Source organism: Dyadobacter sp. HNCC25DJ184 (assembly GCF_056895215.1).
This window is the reverse complement of record NZ_JBXHAQ010000001.1, coordinates 94,576-115,904: the sequence shown is the minus strand read 5'-3', so window position 1 is coordinate 115,904 and position 21,329 is coordinate 94,576. Positions and strand designations below refer to the sequence as shown.

At 42.1% G+C, this 21,329-nt stretch carries 16 protein-coding genes; 6 read left to right on the top strand and 10 right to left on the bottom strand.

Going from position 1 to position 21,329, the window contains the following annotated elements; translation table 11 throughout:
• Positions 1 to 2: 2 nt before the first annotated feature.
• The 6 genes from AC1XUD_RS00445 to AC1XUD_RS00420 form a co-directional block, all read right to left on the bottom strand.
• A complete protein-coding gene (locus AC1XUD_RS00445) occupies positions 3 to 1,316 on the bottom strand; it encodes a DUF4403 family protein (protein WP_483358961.1) in 1,314 nt (437 codons plus the stop codon).
• Positions 1,317 to 1,434: 118 nt separating this feature from the next.
• The gene (locus AC1XUD_RS00440; protein WP_483358960.1) at positions 1,435 to 2,418 is read right to left on the bottom strand and encodes a Smr/MutS family protein; all 984 of its coding nucleotides are present in this window, start codon (positions 2,416 to 2,418) and stop codon (positions 1,435 to 1,437) included.
• Positions 2,419 to 2,477: 59 nt separating this feature from the next.
• On the bottom strand, positions 2,478 to 3,398 hold the full coding sequence (locus tag AC1XUD_RS00435) for a DUF2279 domain-containing protein (RefSeq protein ID WP_483358959.1): 921 nt from the start codon (positions 3,396 to 3,398) through the stop codon (positions 2,478 to 2,480).
• 67 nt (positions 3,399 to 3,465) lie between these two features.
• Complete coding sequence (locus AC1XUD_RS00430) at positions 3,466 to 5,532, bottom strand: VWA domain-containing protein (RefSeq protein ID WP_483358958.1); 2,067 nt, start codon at positions 5,530 to 5,532, stop codon at positions 3,466 to 3,468.
• Positions 5,533 to 5,668: 136 nt separating this feature from the next.
• A complete protein-coding gene (gene fabG / locus AC1XUD_RS00425) occupies positions 5,669 to 6,415 on the bottom strand; it encodes a 3-oxoacyl-[acyl-carrier-protein] reductase (RefSeq protein WP_483358957.1) in 747 nt (248 codons plus the stop codon).
• A gap of 242 nt (positions 6,416 to 6,657) precedes the next feature.
• Positions 6,658 to 7,983: a cytochrome P450 gene (locus AC1XUD_RS00420; RefSeq protein WP_483358956.1), complete on the bottom strand. Its 1,326-nt coding sequence runs from the start codon at positions 7,981 to 7,983 to the stop codon at positions 6,658 to 6,660.
• A gap of 143 nt (positions 7,984 to 8,126) precedes the next feature.
• Between AC1XUD_RS00420 and AC1XUD_RS00415 the strand changes: the two genes are divergently transcribed.
• Positions 8,127 to 8,840, top strand: coding sequence for an SDR family oxidoreductase (locus AC1XUD_RS00415; protein WP_483358955.1), 714 nt, complete (start codon positions 8,127 to 8,129; stop codon positions 8,838 to 8,840).
• Between the two features lie 41 nt (positions 8,841 to 8,881).
• Here AC1XUD_RS00415 and AC1XUD_RS00410 read toward each other — a convergent pair whose 3' ends face one another.
• The 3 genes from AC1XUD_RS00410 to AC1XUD_RS00400 are packed head-to-tail and all read right to left on the bottom strand — an operon-like array spanning position 8,882 to position 11,482.
• Positions 8,882 to 9,955, bottom strand: a complete 1,074-nt coding sequence (locus AC1XUD_RS00410; protein ID WP_483358954.1) for a hypothetical protein — start codon at positions 9,953 to 9,955, stop codon at positions 8,882 to 8,884.
• Complete coding sequence (locus AC1XUD_RS00405) at positions 9,952 to 10,581, bottom strand: ABC transporter ATP-binding protein (protein WP_483358953.1); 630 nt, start codon at positions 10,579 to 10,581, stop codon at positions 9,952 to 9,954. The genes AC1XUD_RS00410 and AC1XUD_RS00405 overlap by 4 nt, the downstream gene beginning before the upstream one ends.
• Positions 10,582 to 10,591: 10 nt before the next feature.
• Complete coding sequence (locus AC1XUD_RS00400) at positions 10,592 to 11,482, bottom strand: hypothetical protein (RefSeq protein WP_483358952.1); 891 nt, start codon at positions 11,480 to 11,482, stop codon at positions 10,592 to 10,594.
• Between the two features lie 218 nt (positions 11,483 to 11,700).
• On the opposite strand from AC1XUD_RS00400, the gene AC1XUD_RS00395 reads away from it, so the two are divergent.
• From AC1XUD_RS00395 to AC1XUD_RS00375, 5 genes are all read left to right on the top strand, one after another.
• Positions 11,701 to 12,558: a sterol desaturase family protein gene (locus AC1XUD_RS00395; RefSeq protein WP_483358951.1), complete on the top strand. Its 858-nt coding sequence runs from the start codon at positions 11,701 to 11,703 to the stop codon at positions 12,556 to 12,558.
• Between the two features lie 970 nt (positions 12,559 to 13,528).
• Positions 13,529 to 14,890 (top strand): alpha-L-fucosidase, encoded by a 1,362-nt coding sequence (locus tag AC1XUD_RS00390; RefSeq protein ID WP_483358950.1) that lies wholly within the window; start codon positions 13,529 to 13,531, stop codon positions 14,888 to 14,890.
• Positions 14,891 to 15,142: 252 nt separating this feature from the next.
• Positions 15,143 to 16,177, top strand: a complete 1,035-nt coding sequence (locus AC1XUD_RS00385) for an isoaspartyl peptidase/L-asparaginase family protein (RefSeq protein ID WP_483358949.1) — start codon at positions 15,143 to 15,145, stop codon at positions 16,175 to 16,177.
• Between the two features lie 158 nt (positions 16,178 to 16,335).
• Positions 16,336 to 17,760 (top strand): alpha-L-fucosidase, encoded by a 1,425-nt coding sequence (locus AC1XUD_RS00380; protein ID WP_483358948.1) that lies wholly within the window; start codon positions 16,336 to 16,338, stop codon positions 17,758 to 17,760.
• Positions 17,761 to 17,920: 160 nt separating this feature from the next.
• Positions 17,921 to 19,384 (top strand): alpha-L-fucosidase, encoded by a 1,464-nt coding sequence (locus tag AC1XUD_RS00375; protein ID WP_483358947.1) that lies wholly within the window; start codon positions 17,921 to 17,923, stop codon positions 19,382 to 19,384.
• A gap of 762 nt (positions 19,385 to 20,146) precedes the next feature.
• On the opposite strand, the gene AC1XUD_RS00370 is transcribed toward AC1XUD_RS00375, so the two are convergent.
• Positions 20,147 to 21,328 (bottom strand): LacI family DNA-binding transcriptional regulator, encoded by a 1,182-nt coding sequence (locus tag AC1XUD_RS00370; protein WP_483358946.1) that lies wholly within the window; start codon positions 21,326 to 21,328, stop codon positions 20,147 to 20,149.
• Position 21,329: the final 1 nt, after the last annotated feature.

Here is a 21,329-nt window from a genome sequence, read left to right as displayed (position 1 = left end):
CATCAAAGACGCGAGAGTCCGGTCACCTGTAAATTAATATGTCCTTCTACAAAAACCACAGAATAAATATGATCAGGTGTCAAATACACTCGGTCAGGGCTAATTTCCTTGATATTACCTTTAATTGACACGCCATCCATCACCTTGTATTCTTTTAATACACTTTGAATTGTTGTTTTCGCATCGCTGATTTGATCTCCTATTGGAAATATCATTTTCTTTTGCATCATCTTTCCGAACTGTCCCTGCAAAAGCCAATTTGCGGTTTTTATCAATGAATTCTTTGTATCTAAATCGTAATCAAGATCTTTAAACATCAAATTCTGACTCACCGGATCGTAATATGGCCGTCCTTTTAAAAAGATAAATCCGTTTACACCGCCCTTTAAACCGGCTTTGATAACCATCTTATCGTTTTGACCGTACATTTCGACAGATGTAACTTCAACTTGATATTTTCCTCCTAAAAATGAAAACTTTTCTCCTTTAAATTTATCATTTGCCAGTTTTCCAGCTTCCGGATATCCAATTTTACTAATTAGCGCGACCTTAAAATCGTCTTGAGCTGCGTTCTTGATTTGTAAAAGCGGGAAATTGCGACGAGTAGTTAAGACTGGTTTTTCCAGAGAAGTAATGGTTTGAGTATATGCCCTGATTCCGATCACGGACCTCATAATTCCATTACTCGCAGCAAGCGGAGTCATCATGATATCAGTGGGCGTCACGGTAAGCCAGGTATTGTATTCTTTTGATAAAAGGAATGGATTCTGAGCCAGTCGCCATGCCACTGAAGCATATCTTTTCAACTCAATATTGGTGCCAATCTGGTCATCAAGAGCTGTCGCAATTTTATCAAAATTATGATTTAACATCCTGCTAACCATAGCCTTTATAGGTATTTTGAATCCAGCCACGGAGACACTTGGCTCGGTAATCCAATCATATCCTTCCACCACAGTTTCCGCGCTTAAATGCCAATCGGGTTTAACACCGATCTTCGAAATCAACCTAACCTTGATCGAAAATTCTGTGTCTTTATAACCGGACATCGTGATTCCCAAAGGGCTTATCTTATATCCGGCACTCACCCAAATTTTCAGCGGGACTTCAAATAAAAACGAGGAATCGATGGCAACCACCCGGATCGGGCTTAATTTCCACACTTTGGCTTTAAGGTTATCATTGCCATCTTCATAGCTATTATCCTCATATATAAGCCCGTTGATTTTTAAATTAACCTGCTTTTCAATTTCAGAAACAGGAATTTCCAATGGCACATTCAATACCGAAACATGTTTCTCGTTTTGTATTTCCATTTCAGAATATTTATATTCTTCGACAGGTGCTTTTGGAGAAGTTTTTTTGGACGTACACTGCCCAAAAAGCAACATAGTACCAATAAAAAAAGCACACCACCCTATTTGAGGGTTACAATTATTTGATTTTGACCAGTGTAGCACCGTAGCCGAATTTTTCTTTTTGAGCGTCCCTGAAATATTCAACGTGTGTGTTTTTGCTTAATCTTTTATGAAGTTCGTCACTTAATATTCCGTTGCCAACACCATGAATAAAAGTAATCTCTTGCATACCAGCCGCAATAGCCTGATCCAGATTTAATTCAAAAGCATTGATTTGCTTCATTGCAATTTCCTCTTTCGAAAGTTTCGCAAAATCTATTGTCAACCGCTCAATGTGTAAATCCACAATATGATTTGGCTCTTCAACCGGGATGGACGGGGAATTACTTCCTCGCATCATACTTTCCTGAATGTGCTTCGCACTGATTTCTGATTCAATTTTCATTTCCTGAATTTTGAGATTTTCTTCATCAAGCTGATATACATACGCCTCTTTGTTAATCACAGGCGCCAGCTTTTTATTCTTGTAAAACGACTGCGCTTTGCACTTCACTCTTTTGGTCAACCTGTCAGGTAACGCGTAATTTCCTGTTCGATAAAACAGAAAGTTAAATTCAAAAGCGGGCCAAATCTCGAAATCTTTGCTTTGCAGTTCCGTCAGTTTTTGAGAACCACGGGCTGGTAATGCTCCACCTTCAAGGCCTTGACGCTGCCCCGCATGGTCTGCAATCGCAGTAAATGGGATCACCCAATCTGTATTATTCACCAAATGAACAGTCAAAGTTTTGTCGTTTACTGAAACAAAAGCGAGATATATCCCTTTCTCAGCAAACGGCTTGTTTGGTCGAAAAACTTCCTCATGAGGTTTTGAAACAGCATTCTCAAAAGGTTTTACCAACCTTTGTTGCTCAACGGGTGAAATCGTTACGACTTCACTTTTCAATACCGGAATACGAAATCCGTCCTCAATCTCAATTTCAACGACATTTCCGGGCAGGAAGGCATATACTATCCCCTCTTCTTTTCCGTGAACCAATCTTACTTTATCCCCTATATTCATTTTATCCTTTTTCTAATTGTTGGTCACCCTTATAGAACGATCCTGTTTTTACAACCATTTTAAAAATACAATGGTTTGAATTGAATTCCATTTTTACTGAATACAACAGCCGGAGCCGGTACTTTGATGGAGTTGGCGATGAACGCGATCGTTCGCACCACTTTATTTTTTGTCTTAATTTTTGTCAGATCAATGTCCACTGACAGATAAAACTGTCGTAAAGGTTTTCGGCCCATCTCAATACTTTTAAAAACTTCTGCAGCCACCATATTATCAATTCCGTAGCCGACAGACAAACACAGCCAGGCAGGCCATTTCCCACCTTTCGAAAAACTACCCGGACTTCCTGAAAACCAGTAGGTTTGACCATTGTAATCTTTCAATAGTCTCTCCTGATACGTAGCGCCGAGCAGCCCCGGGCGAATGGATGCGTAAGAAGTCAAATGGCTTGAAAACTTAGGCTGGATTCTGATTTCGTCCCAGAACGCCATCTGCGTGACGAAGATAGCTGAGCCCGCAATATTAGCCACCATATCCCCCGGCGAAAAGCCATAATCAGGGGAAAAGCCATCCAATATCTCAATGGGTGTTTGAAAAATAATGCCGGATATACCGCCGTAAATCAGCATTTGCTTTTTTGAAATGCCCGTTTTCGAATAGAGTGCTGCCGTGTAGCGGGCGATCTGAAACGATGTGTAAAGGTGCCCCATTTTGTCCAACTGAAGCCATTCCTGCGTATCGTCCTTAACCGTAAAATTGGATAATGAAGTTTTATACCACGACTTGCTCAGACCATATAAAGTACCCAGATACAAGACCGACTGAGCCGCAAAAATACCCCGAAGCATTTTGTAATTGGGATGGGGCGTAACGACCGAATCAACTTTCAAACTATCGGCCTGAGCATATGCGCCAGAACTACATATTATGCAGTAGAACAGTACAATCAATAAACTTAATTGGTAAAACCTGTATTTCATTCATTATCGCCACTACTCAAATTGATGCAGCATTTTTGTGTAAATTGATGTGGTATCGGCGGCGAAGTTAGTACCCTCCGTGGTATTTTCTAAGCCCCCACTCTATCGAAAGCAGAAACAGGATCAGGAAAAACAACCATTTCAAATGAATGAGCTCCACCATGTTCTCCACAGAATCCAAACGATCCGGAGGGCGGTTTTCTTTTAATTTTTCGATCAAAGCTGGAAGGTCACCAGGTTTCAAAAAAGCACCTCCCGTGTTCGATGCAAGTTGACGGAGCAGGTTAAAATCCGCTGTCGTATTTGCCATTTCCTGGTTGAGTTCTCGTACAACAAACTGACCTGCAACCTTTTCCGATTTACCCTTCAAGGTAGTCGATGCCGTAAATCGATATGAGCCTTCTCCTAAATCACTCACCGCAAAACGGGGAGTTTCAACCGAATGCAAATAGTTAAACTGGCGGGAAACGCCTTTTTCATTCGTAATCGTCAGACTTACTTCCTGACCATAAATCTCTTCATATATATCGTTATAAATCTCTGTTTGGAAAATTACCTGTTCACCCGTCGCAAATTCTGCTTTTACGGGATATACCCTGAACTTCCTTTTATCGTCCTTAACCGTCAGTATCTGAATTACTTTTTGAAAAAGATTATCAACAATATCCTGCTTGTCTGTCAACGCGAACTCCTCCTGCCGCCATTGCCATATACCCTCTCCTGCCAAAACCGCAGATTTCGGCTCTTGCGCGGTATTCAAAACCAATAGAGGTTTCCTCGTAACCAGTGTGCCTACTTTTTGAAACAATATCACTTCTGACCCCGACAAAACATGATAGTCTCCAAACGGAACCGACAATGGGGGCAATTTTTCCAATAATTTCAAACCTTCAGGATCCAGATTCAACTGTTGAAAAGATGGGTTGAAAGAGGCTGAAACCTGATCCGTTTGCTGTCCGGCTCCATTGATAGTGAGTGCACGATTCATGGAATTTAACAATGGAATCGCTGACTGATTACCTAAAATAACAAACAGTGGTGTTTTGGAGTCCAGGTATTTTTTAACCTGGACATTCCCCAGTCCCAGCTTATTGGGAATCTGATGAAGAATGACAAGGTCATATGGTTCGACCGGAATGCTGTTCGAAACGCTCAATATCTGTACGTCCAGTTCATAATTGTCATTCGCCTCAATCAAATTTCTCAGCGATTTGATATCAGGATGCGGCGCCAAAGCCAGCAACAAAATCTTTTGCCGCCCGTCGATTATATCAATATATACCTCCCGCCGATTGTTAACAGGAAGTTTTTCCCCGGCAACTGTACCGAGTTCTATTGTGTAATGCTGGATTCCTTTTTGTTGAGATGAAGTTTTAAATTCATAAGTTTTAAAAAAATCTTTGCGGTCAATCACGACACGCTCGGTACCGATAATTTTCGCTCCTTGCCGAAGCGTGATATTCGTTATTTTGCCTTCCAAACCGTGCGCCACAACTTCGGCGCTGATCGGAAATTCATTTCCCAAAAATGCTACTTTGTTATTGATCACATCCTTAATGGCAATATCAGCGACAGGAACAGTATCCCCCACCGCCAAAGTATTTATTCTGAAAGGATATTGATTGTATGTAGGATAAGTCCCCTGATTAATGATACCGTCTGACAACAGAATTACGTCTGTCAGATTAGACCCTTCGTAACTCGTTTTTACGTTTTGTAATAGTGCAGAAAGATTGGTTTTCTTTTGATTAAACCGAACAGAATCAACCGACGAGGGCGTATTATCAAAAGTTTGAATACTTACTTCAAAACCATCTCCGACCAGCTTTTCTAACGTCTCCGACAACTGGTTTATCGCATCCTTAGAATAAGCGCGGAGCGATTCCGAATTATCAATTGCCAGTACGATTTTGGCTTTATCCACCATCGACTCCGTTTTCCGGACAAGTGGAGCGAGTAACAAAAAGACGATCAGGGCAACCGCAACGGCCCTAAGCCCAGCAAGGATATAGTTGACCGTTTTACTCCAGGAAGGAATGGGCTGATATAAAAGATAGGAATAGATTCCCCCTGCCAGGAAGCAAAAAGCGAGAAACCAATACGGAGTTTGAAATAGGAGTTCAGAACGTATCATATGGTTGAAGGGAGCATCAGTTGCATTGGCAACTACCTGAGAAAAGGAACGATAATCAGAGAATAAATTGCACAGGCAGGCATTTAATATTTCAATTCAACGCACTGCCTGTTAAACTATTCTATATTCTTAACCTCTAGGTCAACATTCCCCCATCCACTTGCAACACCTGTCCTGTGATATACTTGCTCATATCCGACGCAAGGAAAACGCAGGCATCTGCTACCTCCTCAGGCTGTCCGCCTCTTTTCATCGGAATTGATTGCTTCCAGTCTTCAACAGCCTTTCCATCAATCGCATCTGTCATTTCAGTTTCGATAAAGCCAGGAGCAACCGCATTGGATCTGATATTACGTGATCCCAATTCGAGTGCTACCGATTTCGTAAAACCGATAATACCTGCTTTTGAAGCCGCATAATTAGCTTGCCCTGCGTTTCCTCTGATACCCACCACCGAAGTGATATTAATGATAGAGCCACTTTTAGCGCGCATCATGCTTTTGATCGCCGCTTTGGTCAGGTTAAAAACTGACTTTAAATTGATATTGATAACGGTATCCCACTGCTCCTCGCTCATTCTCATCAATAGGCCATCGCGGGTAACACCTGCATTGTTAATCAGTATATCCAGTTTGCCAAAATCTGCAAGTACATCCGTCACCAACTGATCTGCGGAAGCAAAATCGGACGCATCAGAACGGTATCCTTTAGCTTTTACACCAAATTCTTCCAGCTCTTTCGCCAACGCTTCACCTTTTTCCACACTAGACAGGTAAGTGAAGGCTACGTCAGCTCCCTCCTGGGCAAGTCTGAGAGCTATGGAGCGTCCGATTCCGCGAGATGCACCTGTTACAAGGGCAACCTTATTTTCTACTAATTTCATCTGTTAATTTTTGATTTTTAAGGTCAGATGGAATTTACCATAACATTCCGGACATAACCGGTTTAATATGGCTCATTTCATTGTTTACTTTTGAGATATATAAATTGAAAGACGCGAAATACCAGGAAATAACCTATTTCATTCCGCAAATTACATCCGGCAAAAATAGAAGATTGATAACAGACGGCAAAAAAGGATTATGAGCATCATGAATTCCGCTTAATAATTCACTGGTTCAATACCTATCTTACCAACATCTTTATTCCCTTCGTCGATTTTAAAACAATCTGAGGATACATACCGATCGGATGGTCGGGCAACCGCTCAAATGTAAAACGCTTGATCAACGCGGCCAGCACTAACTGCATTTCCATCATGGCAAATTGCTGACCGATACAAATTCTTGCTCCAGCTCCAAAAGGCAAATAGTTCGATTTTGATCTGTTTTTAACCTTTTCGAAACTGAAATTTTCGGGATTAAAGTTCAGCGGATCCTCCCAAAGGTTCGGGTTTCTATGTAAATTAAATATAGACATAAAGAGAGAGGCACCTTTGCTGATATTATATGTATTAATAACATCGTCGTTGAGCACGGAACGCGTTATGGTCCATGCCGGTGGGTACAATCGCAGCCCCTCTTCCACCACTTGACGGGTATAAGGCATCTGCATCAATTGGTCAAAAGTGGGAACTTCGTCAAATATGTTTGCTTCCTCCCTAATCCTGGCAACGATATCGGGTTGCTCTGAAAGTTCGAACAGAAGCCAGCTGAGTGCCGTTGCTGACGTCTCATGTCCCGCCGCAAACATGGTGATGACTTCATCACGTATCTGCTGATCGGTCATTTCAGCCCCCGTTTCCTCGTCGATACAATCCAGTAAAAGCTGCAGAAGATCATGTCTGCTTTCCCCCGAAAGCCGCCGATCCTGAATAAACTGCGCAATGAGCTGATTGAAATAATCCAAATCCGTTTTGAAACGTTTGGCCTCGCCATTGATTTTCATTAGCGGAATTCGGTAAGGGCGCCGAACTTTGTTAATAATATACTTTTGAGATCGATTTATTTGTTCGTAAATCTTTGCTTTGTCTTCATTGGTTATATTTCCAAAAAGCGTTTTTAAAGCAATATCCGCCGTAACCGACATCATTTTCTGATCGATATCCACCGCACCCCTTCCCCTGTATGAGTCCATTTCCTGAAGAAAATTGGCTGTAATCTGACCCATCGTTACAAAAAGCCCCTGCAACCTTTCCCGATGAAAAGCTGGCTGGATCAGCCTTCTTTGTCTTAACCAAAAATCGCCGTCGCTGGTCAGTAAACCATTTCCCAAAACCGGGCGTAACATTTCAGCAGAATTTCCTTTGGCGAAGTTTTTACTATTTTGGACAAGGACATGTCTGATGAAATTGGGATCTCGGGTCACGATAATTTCCCTGAATAATTTCATATGAAAAGTATCCCCGCAGGCAGCAAAACCTTTTTCAAGAAAGGCAAGCGGGTCCCTCGCAAAAATAAAAGGAGCCTGAATCCGGAATGTACCGATCTTGAATTGTGGGATACTTTGCATATGAAATCCTTAAGTTTGCCGATTCGACACATGACAAATTTACGAGTGGAAAATACTCATTTTCCAAACATTGGAAAAATTATCCCAAACCAACTTAGGCATAGAATTGTTACCTTATATTATTTACCAATCTAGTTCAAATTATGTCTGATCAAATAAAAATTGCGCTTGTAACAGGCGGTTCAAAGGGAATTGGCTATGGCGTGGCGGCGGCGCTAATCGCCGATGGTGTAAAAGTGGCCATCACGAGCCGGTCGCATGAAAGCGCGGAAAAGGCTGCTGCTGAGCTTAATAAAATAAAAGAAGGATATGCGATCGGTATTGAGTCGGATGTGCGAAATTACGAATCTCAGCAAAAGGCTGTGGCAACAGTTCTTGCCAAATGGGGACGTCTTGATTATTTTATTGCAAACGCGGGAGTAGGTCATTTTGCGCCGATTCAGGAACTGACTCCTGAGCAATGGAACGAAACGATTGATATTAACCTGACGGGCGTATTTTTTAGCGCAAAAGTGGCGATACCTTCATTGACTGATTCAAAAGGCTATTTCATTACGATATCAAGCTTGGCAGGAACCAACTTCTTCCCAAATGGAACGGCATATAATGCAAGTAAATTCGGACTTGTGGGCTTCTCGCAGGCGATGATGATGGATGTTCGGAATGCTGGAATTAAAGTAACCACTATTATGCCCGGCTCCGTCGCTACGGAATTCAGCAATCATCAGCCTTCTGAAAAAGATGCCTGGAAAATCCAGCCCGAAGATATCGGCCAGATCGTTGTCGATTTAGTTAAAATTCCGGCTCGCACACTACCGAGTAAAATTGAGGTTAGACCTTCAATGCCACCAAAATAGGTATATACTTTTACTGGTGAGCTGCCCAGGTAGCTCACCAATTAACTGGAATAATACCACTTTCTGAAAAAGTACCTGGACAATATCAGCCCGACGACTGCCAGCAAAACGATTGGAACGCGATATAATATCAAAAGCGTAAGTATTACATAACCAGACAATACCAGCTTTCCATAATCTTCCAGCTCTCCTCCTTTTTTATTCAGCCAGGCATAGAATAATAACAGCAGCGAAAGTCCTAATAAAAACAACTGGAAGGCTTCGACCAAAAGAATAGTGTCCGCTCTAAGGACAATCAATGTTTCGGGCAATATCAAAAGCGCATGCAACAATATTATGGAAGTATACCGGCGTGCAATCGGAATAGGCAAGGTTCGATTCCATAACCATATTTGAGTATGCCACCGATAGATTTCATAAGACAAGCCGATGTTCAGCAGAAATCCCATGGATAGACCCACTCCAAGCAACCTGATATCATATGAATCACTGGAATAATACATTACGGTTCCCATAAAGACCAGCATAGCGCCTGTTTTACATATCAGAACCGTCACGCCTTTCACGCGGAAAAGATATTCCAAAGTCCACCACGTCCACGAGACCGGACGAGGGAAATTCCATTTAATCCAGCTTACAGAATTTTTGCTGACATACAGCTCCGGATTTCTGATCCGCCATTCCATAGCCGCAACCAACATTGCGGTTAAAATTAAAAAGAAAATAAAGACTAGGACCAGCTTCGGAGCAACATGTTCTGTTAATCCTATGATAATCAGATATATCCCGTAGAAAAAAAGTGGCTGCAACAGGCCAAAGGATAGTATGGCTTGTTCACGCAGGCGATCAAATAATGAAAAAAGCCGAAGGTCATACACAAAGGTATATTCGGGCTTCCGCCACAATTGCACTACATACTGAATACATAAGATACTGTACAGCAGCCATATGCAAAACAGATATAGCATTCCGAAATCGGCTGTAAGGAAAAATATTGCAAAAGCTCGATGCTCATTGCTACTCAAAAAACCAAAAAGGACACCTAGAATGACAAAGAATGTCCCCGTCCTTTGCCGGTAGAATTCCGAAACCGTTGATAAGACCAGTGCTCTCACAATTGCTTCAGGGTTTTGTTATGCAGCCTGAAACTTTTGCTCACGGTAAGTCCTTCTTCCTGAAATAATTGATGAGTTGAAAGTACGAAAGTCACGCCATTTTCATGGTATTCGCGAATGAGCTGATACAATCCTTTGCGCGCCTCCATATCAATCGTAATCAATGGTTCGTCCAATATGATCACAGATGGATCGCCCAAAAAAGCAGCCGCGAGTGATACCTTTTTAATCATCCCGCTGGAACAGCTTCCAAAGGTATTTTTGAGATAATTAATACCCAAAACTTCCACCAAATGAGCCAGTTGTCCTTCCGGACTTTTCTTGGCTAGTGCCACAAAAGCCAGCAAATCGGCCGGGGTCAGAAATGCGGGATATAACGGTTCAGCCTCACCCAGATTAAGTCGTAAAAGGTAGTCGACGGGATTTTTTTGCAAATCAAATTTTTGATCCAAAATTACGCTTCCTGTATAAGGAAGCATGCCAGCCAAAGTTCGGAACAGCGTTGATTTTCCTGCCCCGTTTTCGCCCTGAATCCAATACATCCCGTGCTCAATTTGCCAGGATTCAATATTCAGTATCTCCTGCGACCCGTAACTTTGCCTTAAACCATTGACAGCGAGCGCCATTCAGATTATATTAAAAAGTGAAATCAAATTCATCCTGCAAAACCTGCTTCGCAACCGACTCCTCGTATTTATAAAGATCTTTATTAAAAAGGGCATCGTGTCCGGCATTTTTCAGACTGACCCAACTGTGAGTCGCATATGGATCATAGTCAAAATGCTTAAAGGTGTGCCCCATGTTATTGACGTCGAAAAACCATTTAACGCCCGTATCCAGCCTGTCCATAGAACCAAAAGCAGAAGCTGGTCCCTCCGGAATGGTATCCTTCCGTGTCTTATTTAAATTGATCATCGCCACATATTCATTCAATCGACATTCAGGCAGTGGCCAGGGAGTTTCCGGCTCGACGATGGACGGATAGGTTTGCGTGCGCGACTGAGGAAACTCTGTTGATATTGCCATTAACTCTTGATAATCAGGCTTATATTGGGTATATCTCTCCGGGTCGCATTTTCCTGCAGCCAATGCCGGGCATATCCAGCATTGACCAATTCTACCTATCCCTGAGTTAGAGCCGATTTGATCCAGATATTCTTTAACAAGGTCGCTTTTGAAATAAACGTCATTGTGAGTTACGAGCAAAAATTCGCGATCCGACTTTTCCCAGGCATATTGATACCGGATGCTATATCTATATTTTTTGAATTTTGTCAAAAATCTAAACTTAACATTACCCGTCCAAAGCCAAACTTTCGGTCGGTAGTAAATCATCCGTTCGCCAAGTTTATCGAGTAAAGGTTGGAATTTAGAGGGTTCGGGTTGTTTGTGTTCCTCAATAAAATAAATCTTATTAATCCACTGCCCGGAATGTTTCAAAAGTGTCAATAGTGTGACCGCAGTTTGATAAGGTTTCCCGTACACGTTGATAGCGACATCGACCTTCGCATTGCCTTCCACGTTCATGATTCTAATTTTTATAACTGAAATTTTTCAAGTCAAATATGATTCAAATTTTACAGATTACCGCCTACACAGAATTCAGGGCATCGAATATCAAGATTTTACAAAACCGATATACCTAATTAACTCAGAAAAATAAAACATTATAAATCAATACACTAGGTCAAAATTCAAGGCGAAATAATTTATATTTAGACATCATTTCGAAATCATCAACTGCTATGGATGCAATTGTAAAATATTTTGAAACTATCCCGTCCTCCCATCGAAGTGCGATATTGATTGGAGGAATTATGCTTTTCTGGCTGATCGAAGGAAGTTGGCCATTGTTTAGTTTTAAGTATAACAAATGGCGTCATGCAGGTGTCAATTTCTTCTTTACTCTCACCACCATTCTAGTCAATTTTCCATTAGCGTTTCTGCTTGTCAAAACCAGTGACTGGACGGCAAGCAGCCATTTTGGAGTTTTTCAATGGTTATCGGGATGGCCATTTTGGTTGCGGGCCATAATAGGAATTCTTTTTCTTGACTTGGTCGGAGCATGGCTGGCTCATTGGACGCAGCATAAAGTAAAATGGATGTGGCGATTCCATATCATTCATCACGCGGATATGCATGTCGACACGACAACTGCAAATCGCCATCACCCGGGAGAAAGTCTGATCCGTTTTTCCTTTACAATTTTGGCCATTGCCATTGCCGGTGCACCTATGTGGCTCGTATTTCTATATCAATCGCTGTCTGTGGTGATGTCACAGTTTAATCACGCTAATATCGTTTTGAATTTAAAACTGGATAAAATTCTGAGTTCAGTTATTGTCACACCCAATATGCATCATGTGCACCACCATTATGTGCAACCTTTCACGGACTCCAATTACGGGAATATCTTCTCAGTATGGGATCATGTTTTTGGTTCATTCCGCACATTAAATCCGCAGGACATTGTATATGGACTGGATACTTATCCGGAAGCAAACGAAAACGCACATGTAAAAAATCTGCTCAATATCCCCTTTCAGAAATACCGGCCACCGCTTGCCAGAACAGCCACTTCCGAAACTGTGTTGAAAGAATAATCGCGTGACCATATCACCCCTTCGGGGTTCTACGAATATCAATAAGCTACATTTTCTATAATAGTATCAGCCTTTCAGGCTTTTCTGCAACGTCATAGTGGTAGGATGATAGGATTCAATTGATGTTCACAAAATCCCGAAGCGATGAAATGACAATAGAAAAAGAACTGCTCATAAGGAAATGGAAATATCACCCCTTCGGGGTTCTACGAATATCAATAAGCTATATTTTCTATAATATTATCAGCCTTTCAGGCTTTTCTGCAACGTCATAGTGGTAGGATGATAGGATTCAATTGATGTTCACAAAATCCCGGAGCGATGAAATGACAATAGAAAAAGAACTGCTCATAAGGAAATGGCAATATCACCCCTTCGGGGTTCTACGAATATCAATAAGCTATATTTTCTATAATACTATCAGCCTTTCAGGCTTTTCTGCAACGTCATAGTGTAGGATGATAGGATCTAATTTTTCTCCTCAAAATCCCGAAGGGATGAAATGATTATAGGCAAGAAGGATAACAACACATCAATCCCGAAGGGATGACATGATTATAGAAAAGACGAACAACAACATCTCAATCCCGAAGGGATGACATGATTATAGAAAAGACGAGCAACAACATCTCAATCCCGAACGGATGACATGATTATAGAAAAGACGGACAACATCAAAATCAATCCCGAAGGGATGACATGATTATAGAAAAGACGAACAACATCAAAATCAATCCCGAAGGGATGACATCAATTCTATCAATAATAACACGTTAAATGCACTAAAAGCTAAACGCTAACACCTGACAGCTCCAAACAAAACTCCCTAATTCTCTCTTTTTTTGAAATAATCTGGCACTATTTATTAAATAATTTTAATAAATTGGCGTCCAATTGAGCATTTGTGAGAATTTCCTCTCATATTCACCGATTTCATGTTTTAGAACCATTTTATTCCTAACCTTTCACAATGAAGAACAAATTTCTTCTGATCTTACTATTAACCTTTTGCGCCAAACCCATCTTTGCCCAATATCAACCGAACTGGGAGTCGATCGATAAAAGAGCTACTCCTGAATGGTTTGGCAATGCCAAATTCGGTATCTTCATACACTGGGGCTTATATTCTGTTCCGTCATGGGCGACCAAGTCAAATGCTGACGGATTCGGAAGCGGATATGCCGAATGGTACTGGCAACGTTTAAATGATCCGAAACTTAAAATACACAAAGAGTTTGTTGATTTTCAGAACAAAGTTTACGGCCCCAACTTCGGATATCAAAATTTTGCCAACCAGTTTAAAGCCGAACTTTTCAATCCGGACGAGTGGGCAGACATATTCAAAGCGTCGGGAGCAAAGTACATCGTCTTGACTTCCAAACACCATGAAGGATATGCCCTGTGGCCAAGTGCACAATCCTGGAACTGGAATTCGGCGGATACCGGCCCTCATCGTGACCTCGCTGGCGATTTGACCAAAGCCGTGAAAGCCAAAGGTTTGAGAATGGGCTTTTATTATTCTTTATATGAATGGTATAATCCGACGTATAAATCGGACGTGAAACAATATGTGGGCGAGCATATGCTTCCTCAAATGAAAGACCTTGTAACAAGATACAGCCCGGATGTACTTTGGACGGACGGGGAATGGGATCAATCTTCAGAGACATGGAGGAGCACTGAATTTCTATCCTGGCTTTTCAATAATCCTGCTGTCAGCAAAGATATCGTTGTGAACGACCGTTGGGGAAATGATACAAAAGGTAAGCACGGAAGTTTTTATACCACCGAATATGGCCAGGGAACCGTATCGTCAGATCACCCCTGGGAAGAATGCCGTGGCATTGGCGAATCATTCGGATACAACCGAAATGAGAATCTGGAAGACTATATGAGCAGCGACAAGCTTGTTCATACATTGGTTCAGATTGTGTCGAAGGGCGGAAATTTCTTGCTCAATATCGGACCAACTGCCGATGGAAGAATTCCGGTGATTATGCAGCAACGCCTGAAAGATCTGGGAAACTGGATGAAGGTAAACAGCGAAGCTATTTATGACACAAAAGCGGCGACCATTAAGCCATCGGCAGACAGCACTGTTTTCTATACCGCCAAAGGAAAAGATCTATACGTGATCTGCACAAAATGGCCGGAGAAAATCGTGATTCCGGGAATTCACAAACCTTTAAAAGTCGCTTTTTTAGGTTATAATGGTTCAGTTAAATCCAGTTTTAACAAAAACACACTAAGTATCACTCCGCCGGCTGTGAACCCAACATCGATTCCATGCCAGTATGCATGGGTGTTTAAGTTGGAGGGAGCGGCTAAATAGCTGTTAGCTGTTAGCTGTTAGCTGTTAGCTGTTAGCTGTTAGCTGTTAGCTGTTAGCTGTTAGCTGTTAGAATAAAAAATCTAACTAACTGAATTATAATGTCTTATATTAAAAAAAATACAAAATATTTTCCAATCTAAGTTGAAAAAGAAATAGCTCAATTAAAAAGAACTAACACCTAATCGCTAAGAGCTGAAAACTAATACCTAATCGCTAACAACTCGTACCTAACACCTAACCGCTAAAAAAAACATGACACCCACAAGGAGATCTTTTCTGCGTCTTTCGGCTTTGGCCCTGCCGTTTACGCAAGTCAACAAACTTTTTGCACAACCTAAGGCCGCCCAAAAACCGTTGGTAATTTCAACCTGGGACAGCGGCCAGATCGCCAATGGCGCCGCATGGCCGGTTTTGGAAAAAGGAGGAAAAGCCCTCGATGCAGTTGAACAGGCTGCTATTGCAATCGAAAATGATATCAACTGCTGTGTTGGTTTAGGTGGAAATCCGGACCGTGACGGCCATGTTACTTTGGACGCATGTATTATGGACGAAAAGGCAAACTGTGGTTCCGTAGCTTTTCTTGAAAGAATTAAACATCCTGTCTCAGTTGCCCGTAAGTTAATGGAAACTACGCCTCACGTATTCCTGGTTGGAGCTGGTGCACAGCAGTTTGCACTCGAAAACGGCTTCAAACTGGAGTCTGCCGAGCTTTCTCCTGACGCAGAAAAAACTTACAAAAAGTGGCTGGAAAAGGCAGAATACAAGCCGGTTATGAATATCGAATTACAGCAAAACAAAGGTAAAGGGCACGGCCCGTTTGCTCCCGCCAGATTCGAAGACGGTTCTTTTAACCACGATACAATGGGCACGCTGGCTATTGACGCCAAAGGCGATTTGTCGGGCATGTGTACAACAAGTGGCATGGGCTTCAAAATGAGAGGACGCGTTGGCGACTCTCCTATTATCGGCGCGGGATTGTTTGTAGATAATGAGGTAGGCGCTGCAACTTCGTCCGGGCAGGGTGAGGAAGTAATTCGTGTATGCGGAACGCACCTAGTCGTGGAGTTCATGCGATCAGGTCTGTCACCGGAAGAAGCATGTAAAAAAGCGGTTGAAAGAATCGTAAAACCAAATCCGGAAAGAGCAAAAACTTTTCAGGTCGGCTTTATTGCGATCAATAAAAACGGTGAAGTCGGCGCATATTCAGTTCAAAAGGGCTTTAACTATACCGTTACAGAAGCCGGTGGAAAAGGAAAAGTGATTAACGCGAAGAGTCACTTTAGTTGAGCTGTTAGCTGTTAAACAAAGCAACATACTCTCAACCAACTACTTATGTTCTCAATAGAAAATCAAAACATAATAATTTAAAAAACTGCTATTAGCAGTTAGCCCGGTTTTCAAAACTAAAAGCTAACAGCTAACAGCTAATAGCCAATAGCTCAATCATGAAACTCAAACGTTTATTAATTCCCGCTCTGGCTTTGGCATTTTCGGGGCAATCATTCGCGCAGCAGCACTCGGAACAGGATCATTCTCAATATGTGGTTCCAAGTGACCCGTTGGTTCAGCAAAAATTAAGTAAATGGCAGGATGTTAAATTCGGTCTTTTGATGCACTGGGGTACTTACAGCGCGTGGGGGATCGTCGAATCATGGTCGCTTTGCCCGGAAGACGAAGGCTGGTGCGAAAGAAAAGGTCCGCATTCGCACGATTGGTATGAATACAAGAAGGCATATGAAGGCATCGCGAAAACTTTCAACCCTGTCAAATTCAATCCCGAGCGCTGGGCGACGGCGGCTAAAAATGCCGGTATGAAATATGTGGTTTTCACGACGAAACACCACGACGGGTTCGCAATGTTTGACTCCAAATATACCGATTATAAAATCACCAACACGCCATTTGGCTCTAACCCAAAAGCGAACGTGACGAAGGAAGTTTTGGCCGCTTTCCGTAACCAGGGCTTCATGACGGGTACGTATTTCTCCAAACCTGATTGGAATACAAAGTCATACTGGTGGCCATATTTCCCGCCGAAAGACAGAAACGTATCCTACGATCCGAAAAAATACCCTGAATTGTGGCAGAAGTTTAAAGACTTCACCTACAATCAGATTGAGGAGTTGATGACCGATTATGGTTCTGTGGATATTCTCTGGCTCGACGGTGGATGGGTAAGACCAAAAAGCACGATCAACCCGAATATCAGCTGGCAAAAAACGATTCCATATGATCAGGATATCGATATGGCCCGCATCGCTAAGATGGCTCGTTCTCATCAGCCCGGACTTTTGGTAGTGGATCGCACAGTGACCGGCGAATTCGAAAATTACGTAACGCCTGAACAATCTATTCCTGATCACCATATGCCAATTCCGTGGGAATCTTGCATGACAATGGGAGACTCGTGGTCGTATATACCAAAAGAAAATTTCAAATCGACCAGAAAACTGGTGCATACATTGGTAGATATCGTTGCAAAAGGTGGAAACCTGCTGCTAAATATCGCACCGGGTCCTGATGGAGAATGGCACGAAGAGGCGTATCAGCGACTGGAAGAAATGGGAAAATGGATGGCTGTGAACTCCACAGGTATTTATGACACCAAACCTTTGGCACCGTACCGCCAGGGCAAATGGGGATATACCAAAAAAGGAGCCACCACTTATGCATTTTACTTAGCTGAAGAAGGCGAATCTTTGCCGACAACGCTGAAACCCGAGGGCTTGGTACTTGCGCCAAAAGCAAAGGTTACGCTTGCAGGCAATAAGAAATTATTGAAAATAAAGGACGGAGTAATTGAAGTGCCCGCGAAAACGGCTACCGAAGTTGGCAAACAGCCTGCGTTTCTTTTCGTGATCAACGAATAAAACCGTCTTTTTACGTTTTAATTATTCTTTTGTAATAGTTTTACAATAATCAGCCCGATAGCAGTTCGAAGAATAACAGAAAACGACATAAAAACCGCTATCATATTTATTATCAAACGGTTACAATTGTAACTATTACAAACACCTAACCAAACTCTTTATGTTAAAACAAATAGCAGCTCTCACTTTACTGACAGTAGGTACTGCTTTTGCACAAACTCCGCCTAAGCCATATGGCGCGACCCCGGCGCCGAGGCAATTAGCCTGGCATCAGACGGAAGTATACGGTATCATGCACTTCACTCCAACCACGTTCGAAAACAAAGAATGGGGATATGGCGATGCTGATCCGAAAATTTTTAATCCTTCGGATTTTAACGCTGAGCAGATCGTATTGGCTGCCAAAGCTGGTGGTTTGAGAGGCATCGTGTTGGTAGCGAAGCACCATGACGGCTTTGTCCTTTGGCCTACCAAAACCACTGATTATAATATCACCAAAAGTCCGTTCCGTGGTGGAAAAGGCGACCTGGTACGTGAGGTAGCTGATGCCGCACGTAAGCATGGACTTAAATTCGGAGTTTACTGTTCTCCCTGGGACAGAAACAATGCCAAATATGGCACTCCTGAATATCTCCAGATTTACCGTGATCAGCTGAAAGAGCTATATACTCAATACGGCGACCTGTTTATGTCATGGCATGACGGCGCGAATGGTGGTGATGGATATTATGGTGGCGAGCGCGCGAAACGATCGATCGATAATACAACTTACTACGATTGGGACAACACCTGGAACAATTATACCCGCAAATTACAGCCGGGTGCGTCCATTTTCAGCGATATAGGTTGGGATGTTCGTTGGGCTGGCAATGAAGACGGAAGCGTAAACGAAACTTCGTGGGCTACTTTAACGCCTGTGCCTTCTGTTGGACAAAACGTGGCTGTACCCGGCCAGGCAAATGCCACTGAAAATCCGGGTGGGACAAGAAATGGAAAATTCTGGATACCTGCTGAATGCGACGTACCCTTAAGAAAGGGATGGTTTTATCACGCAAATGAGAAGCCTAAAACGCCGGAAAAACTTTTTGATCTATATCTGAAAAGTGTAGGACGTGGTGCGGCTCTTGATTTAGGTCTCGCTCCCGATACCCGCGGTCAACTGCATGAGGACGATGTGGCAGCGTTAAAGACATTTGGCGATCGAATCAAAAAGACATTTGCGGTTAATCTTGCTTCCAGAGCTTCTATTAAGGCGGTTAATGTAAGAGGATATAACTCGGTATACGGCGCAAAAAACTTGCTGGACGGAAAACCGGAATCATATTGGGCTACTGATGAAGATTTCAAGACTCCTGACGTTGTTTTGGATCTGCCTCAGGTAACCACTTTCGATATCATCAGCATCCAGGAGTTCATCCCGTTGGGCCAAAGAATTGAGGAGTTTTCGATTGATATCATGGATGGTACGGAATGGAAGGAAATTTCAAAAGGAACCAGTATCGGAGCCAAGCGTTTGATCAAACTTGAGATTCCAGTTACAACCCAGAAGGTAAGACTTAGAATTACGAAATCACCAGTTTGCATCGCACTTGCTGAGTTCGGATTATACAGAGACGCTGAATAAACTATTTCCTTTTAAGCAAATAAAACCTCTTCGGATCGTGCTGCTGACATGAATCGAAGAGGTTTTTCCATTCCGAACTCCACAGTTTCATTTATCTGACGGACTCTTGTTACGTTATTTATATATAGTTGAACTAAGATTTTTATCCATGGGATGAATAATTAAACATTGTACCATTTTGAGAATAAACTGAATGAAAAAATCGTACAATTCATTTAATTCTAGCAAATATTAATAATCAAATAAAAAACAATATCTATTCAATATCAAGAAATAGTATTATCAAAAAAGTATCGTAAAATTGTCAAAAAATAAGGTTTTGAGTAGTGGTTGTTTTTCAAAATAATTGTCTCAAAAGTGGATAGAAAATAACAATTGTCACCATTTGGACTGATATCCTATACATATTTGACTAGTTTAGGCCAGGACTTAGAAAATCTTGTAAAAATAGACAACTCAAGACAGACTGGAAGATATTCGGAGGTCCACCAAAAATAAAGGAGCTATGCATTGCATAACTCCCCCGCATTAAGATTTAATTATATTCTGTAGTTAAAAAGGACGGATTCGCTTGGATCCGTTTTTTTTATGACGAGAAATTCGAATTTCACCCCGGCAATATAATCATTACTCGAGTTCCTATTCATAATCGCCTCGTCAATTGCATTCTTAATATACTTTATAATTTCTAAATATTGGTTCTACAAATAAAAGCTGAAATCGAAATATTCTGCCTTCCAATGATAAGCATGTTAAAATCAATCACTTACTGGTATCTTTATTTTTCTTCGAAGACGATCCTCTGATTATTAATTCCGTAGCCAATATTCTTTTTTGATTTGAAATCTCTTCCGTTTCCTCATCAACTAATTGCAGTACCCATTCCGCGATAGTCTTTCCCATTTGAAAAGTCGGTTGACGTACGGTAGTAAGTCCGGGCCCGATATAGGCAGATTCCGGGTTGTCGCTAAATCCTACGACACCGAGATCTTCCGGTACAGATATACCCTTTTCCTTCGCCATAAGCATGATCTCGATTGCAGCAGAGTCGTTGACCGCAAATATCGCATCAGGCCGATCCGGAAGGTCCAGCAGGTATTGGCCATATATATGCGTCTTTTGCTGATTCAGCATACCTTGAATAATGAGCTCTTCCTGCAATGGTTTGCCGTATTTTTCCATCGCCGCCTTATATCCCCGCAGCCTTTCCCGACTTACCATCAAACTCAAAGGACCACCCAAATGGGCAATTTTGTTATATCCATTCAATATCAGATGTTCGACCGCTTTGAACGACGCCTCAAAATCATCCACAACCACATGAGGTACCTGCATCTCATCGCAAACCCTGTTGAATAAAATAATGGGCACCCCCCTCTTTTCGAAAGCCATAAGGTGTTCAAAATTATTTGTCTCCTGCGTCAATGAAATCAATAGCCCGTCGACCCGGTTCGCAAGCATCGTACGGGTATTCGATATTTCAACCTGATACGATTCATTGCATTGCATAATCGTCAGGTTATAGCCAGCGGCAGTCAATACGCCGTGGGCGCCGGTGATAATATTCGGGAAGAACGAATTCAGAAATTCCGGCACGATCATCCCGATCGTATTGGTCTTGCTTTTGGCCAGACTATATGCCAGCTGATTCGGCTGGTAATCCAGCTCCTTGGCCATACTTAGAATAACCTCACGGGTTTCCTGACTGATATCCGAGTGTCCATGCAGAGCACGGGACACCGTCGAATTTGATACGCCGACCGCTTTGGCGATATCAATTATGGTTGTCTGGTGTCGTCTTTTCTTGATTCTCAATTCAAGATCAGTATTAGCTGAAATCGTAAAAAAATGTTGGCACGACTTACACACGTACCGCTGCTTGCCTCTTATGAAACCTGCTTTCATAATAAAGGCCACCTCATCACATTTCGGGCAATGTATCATC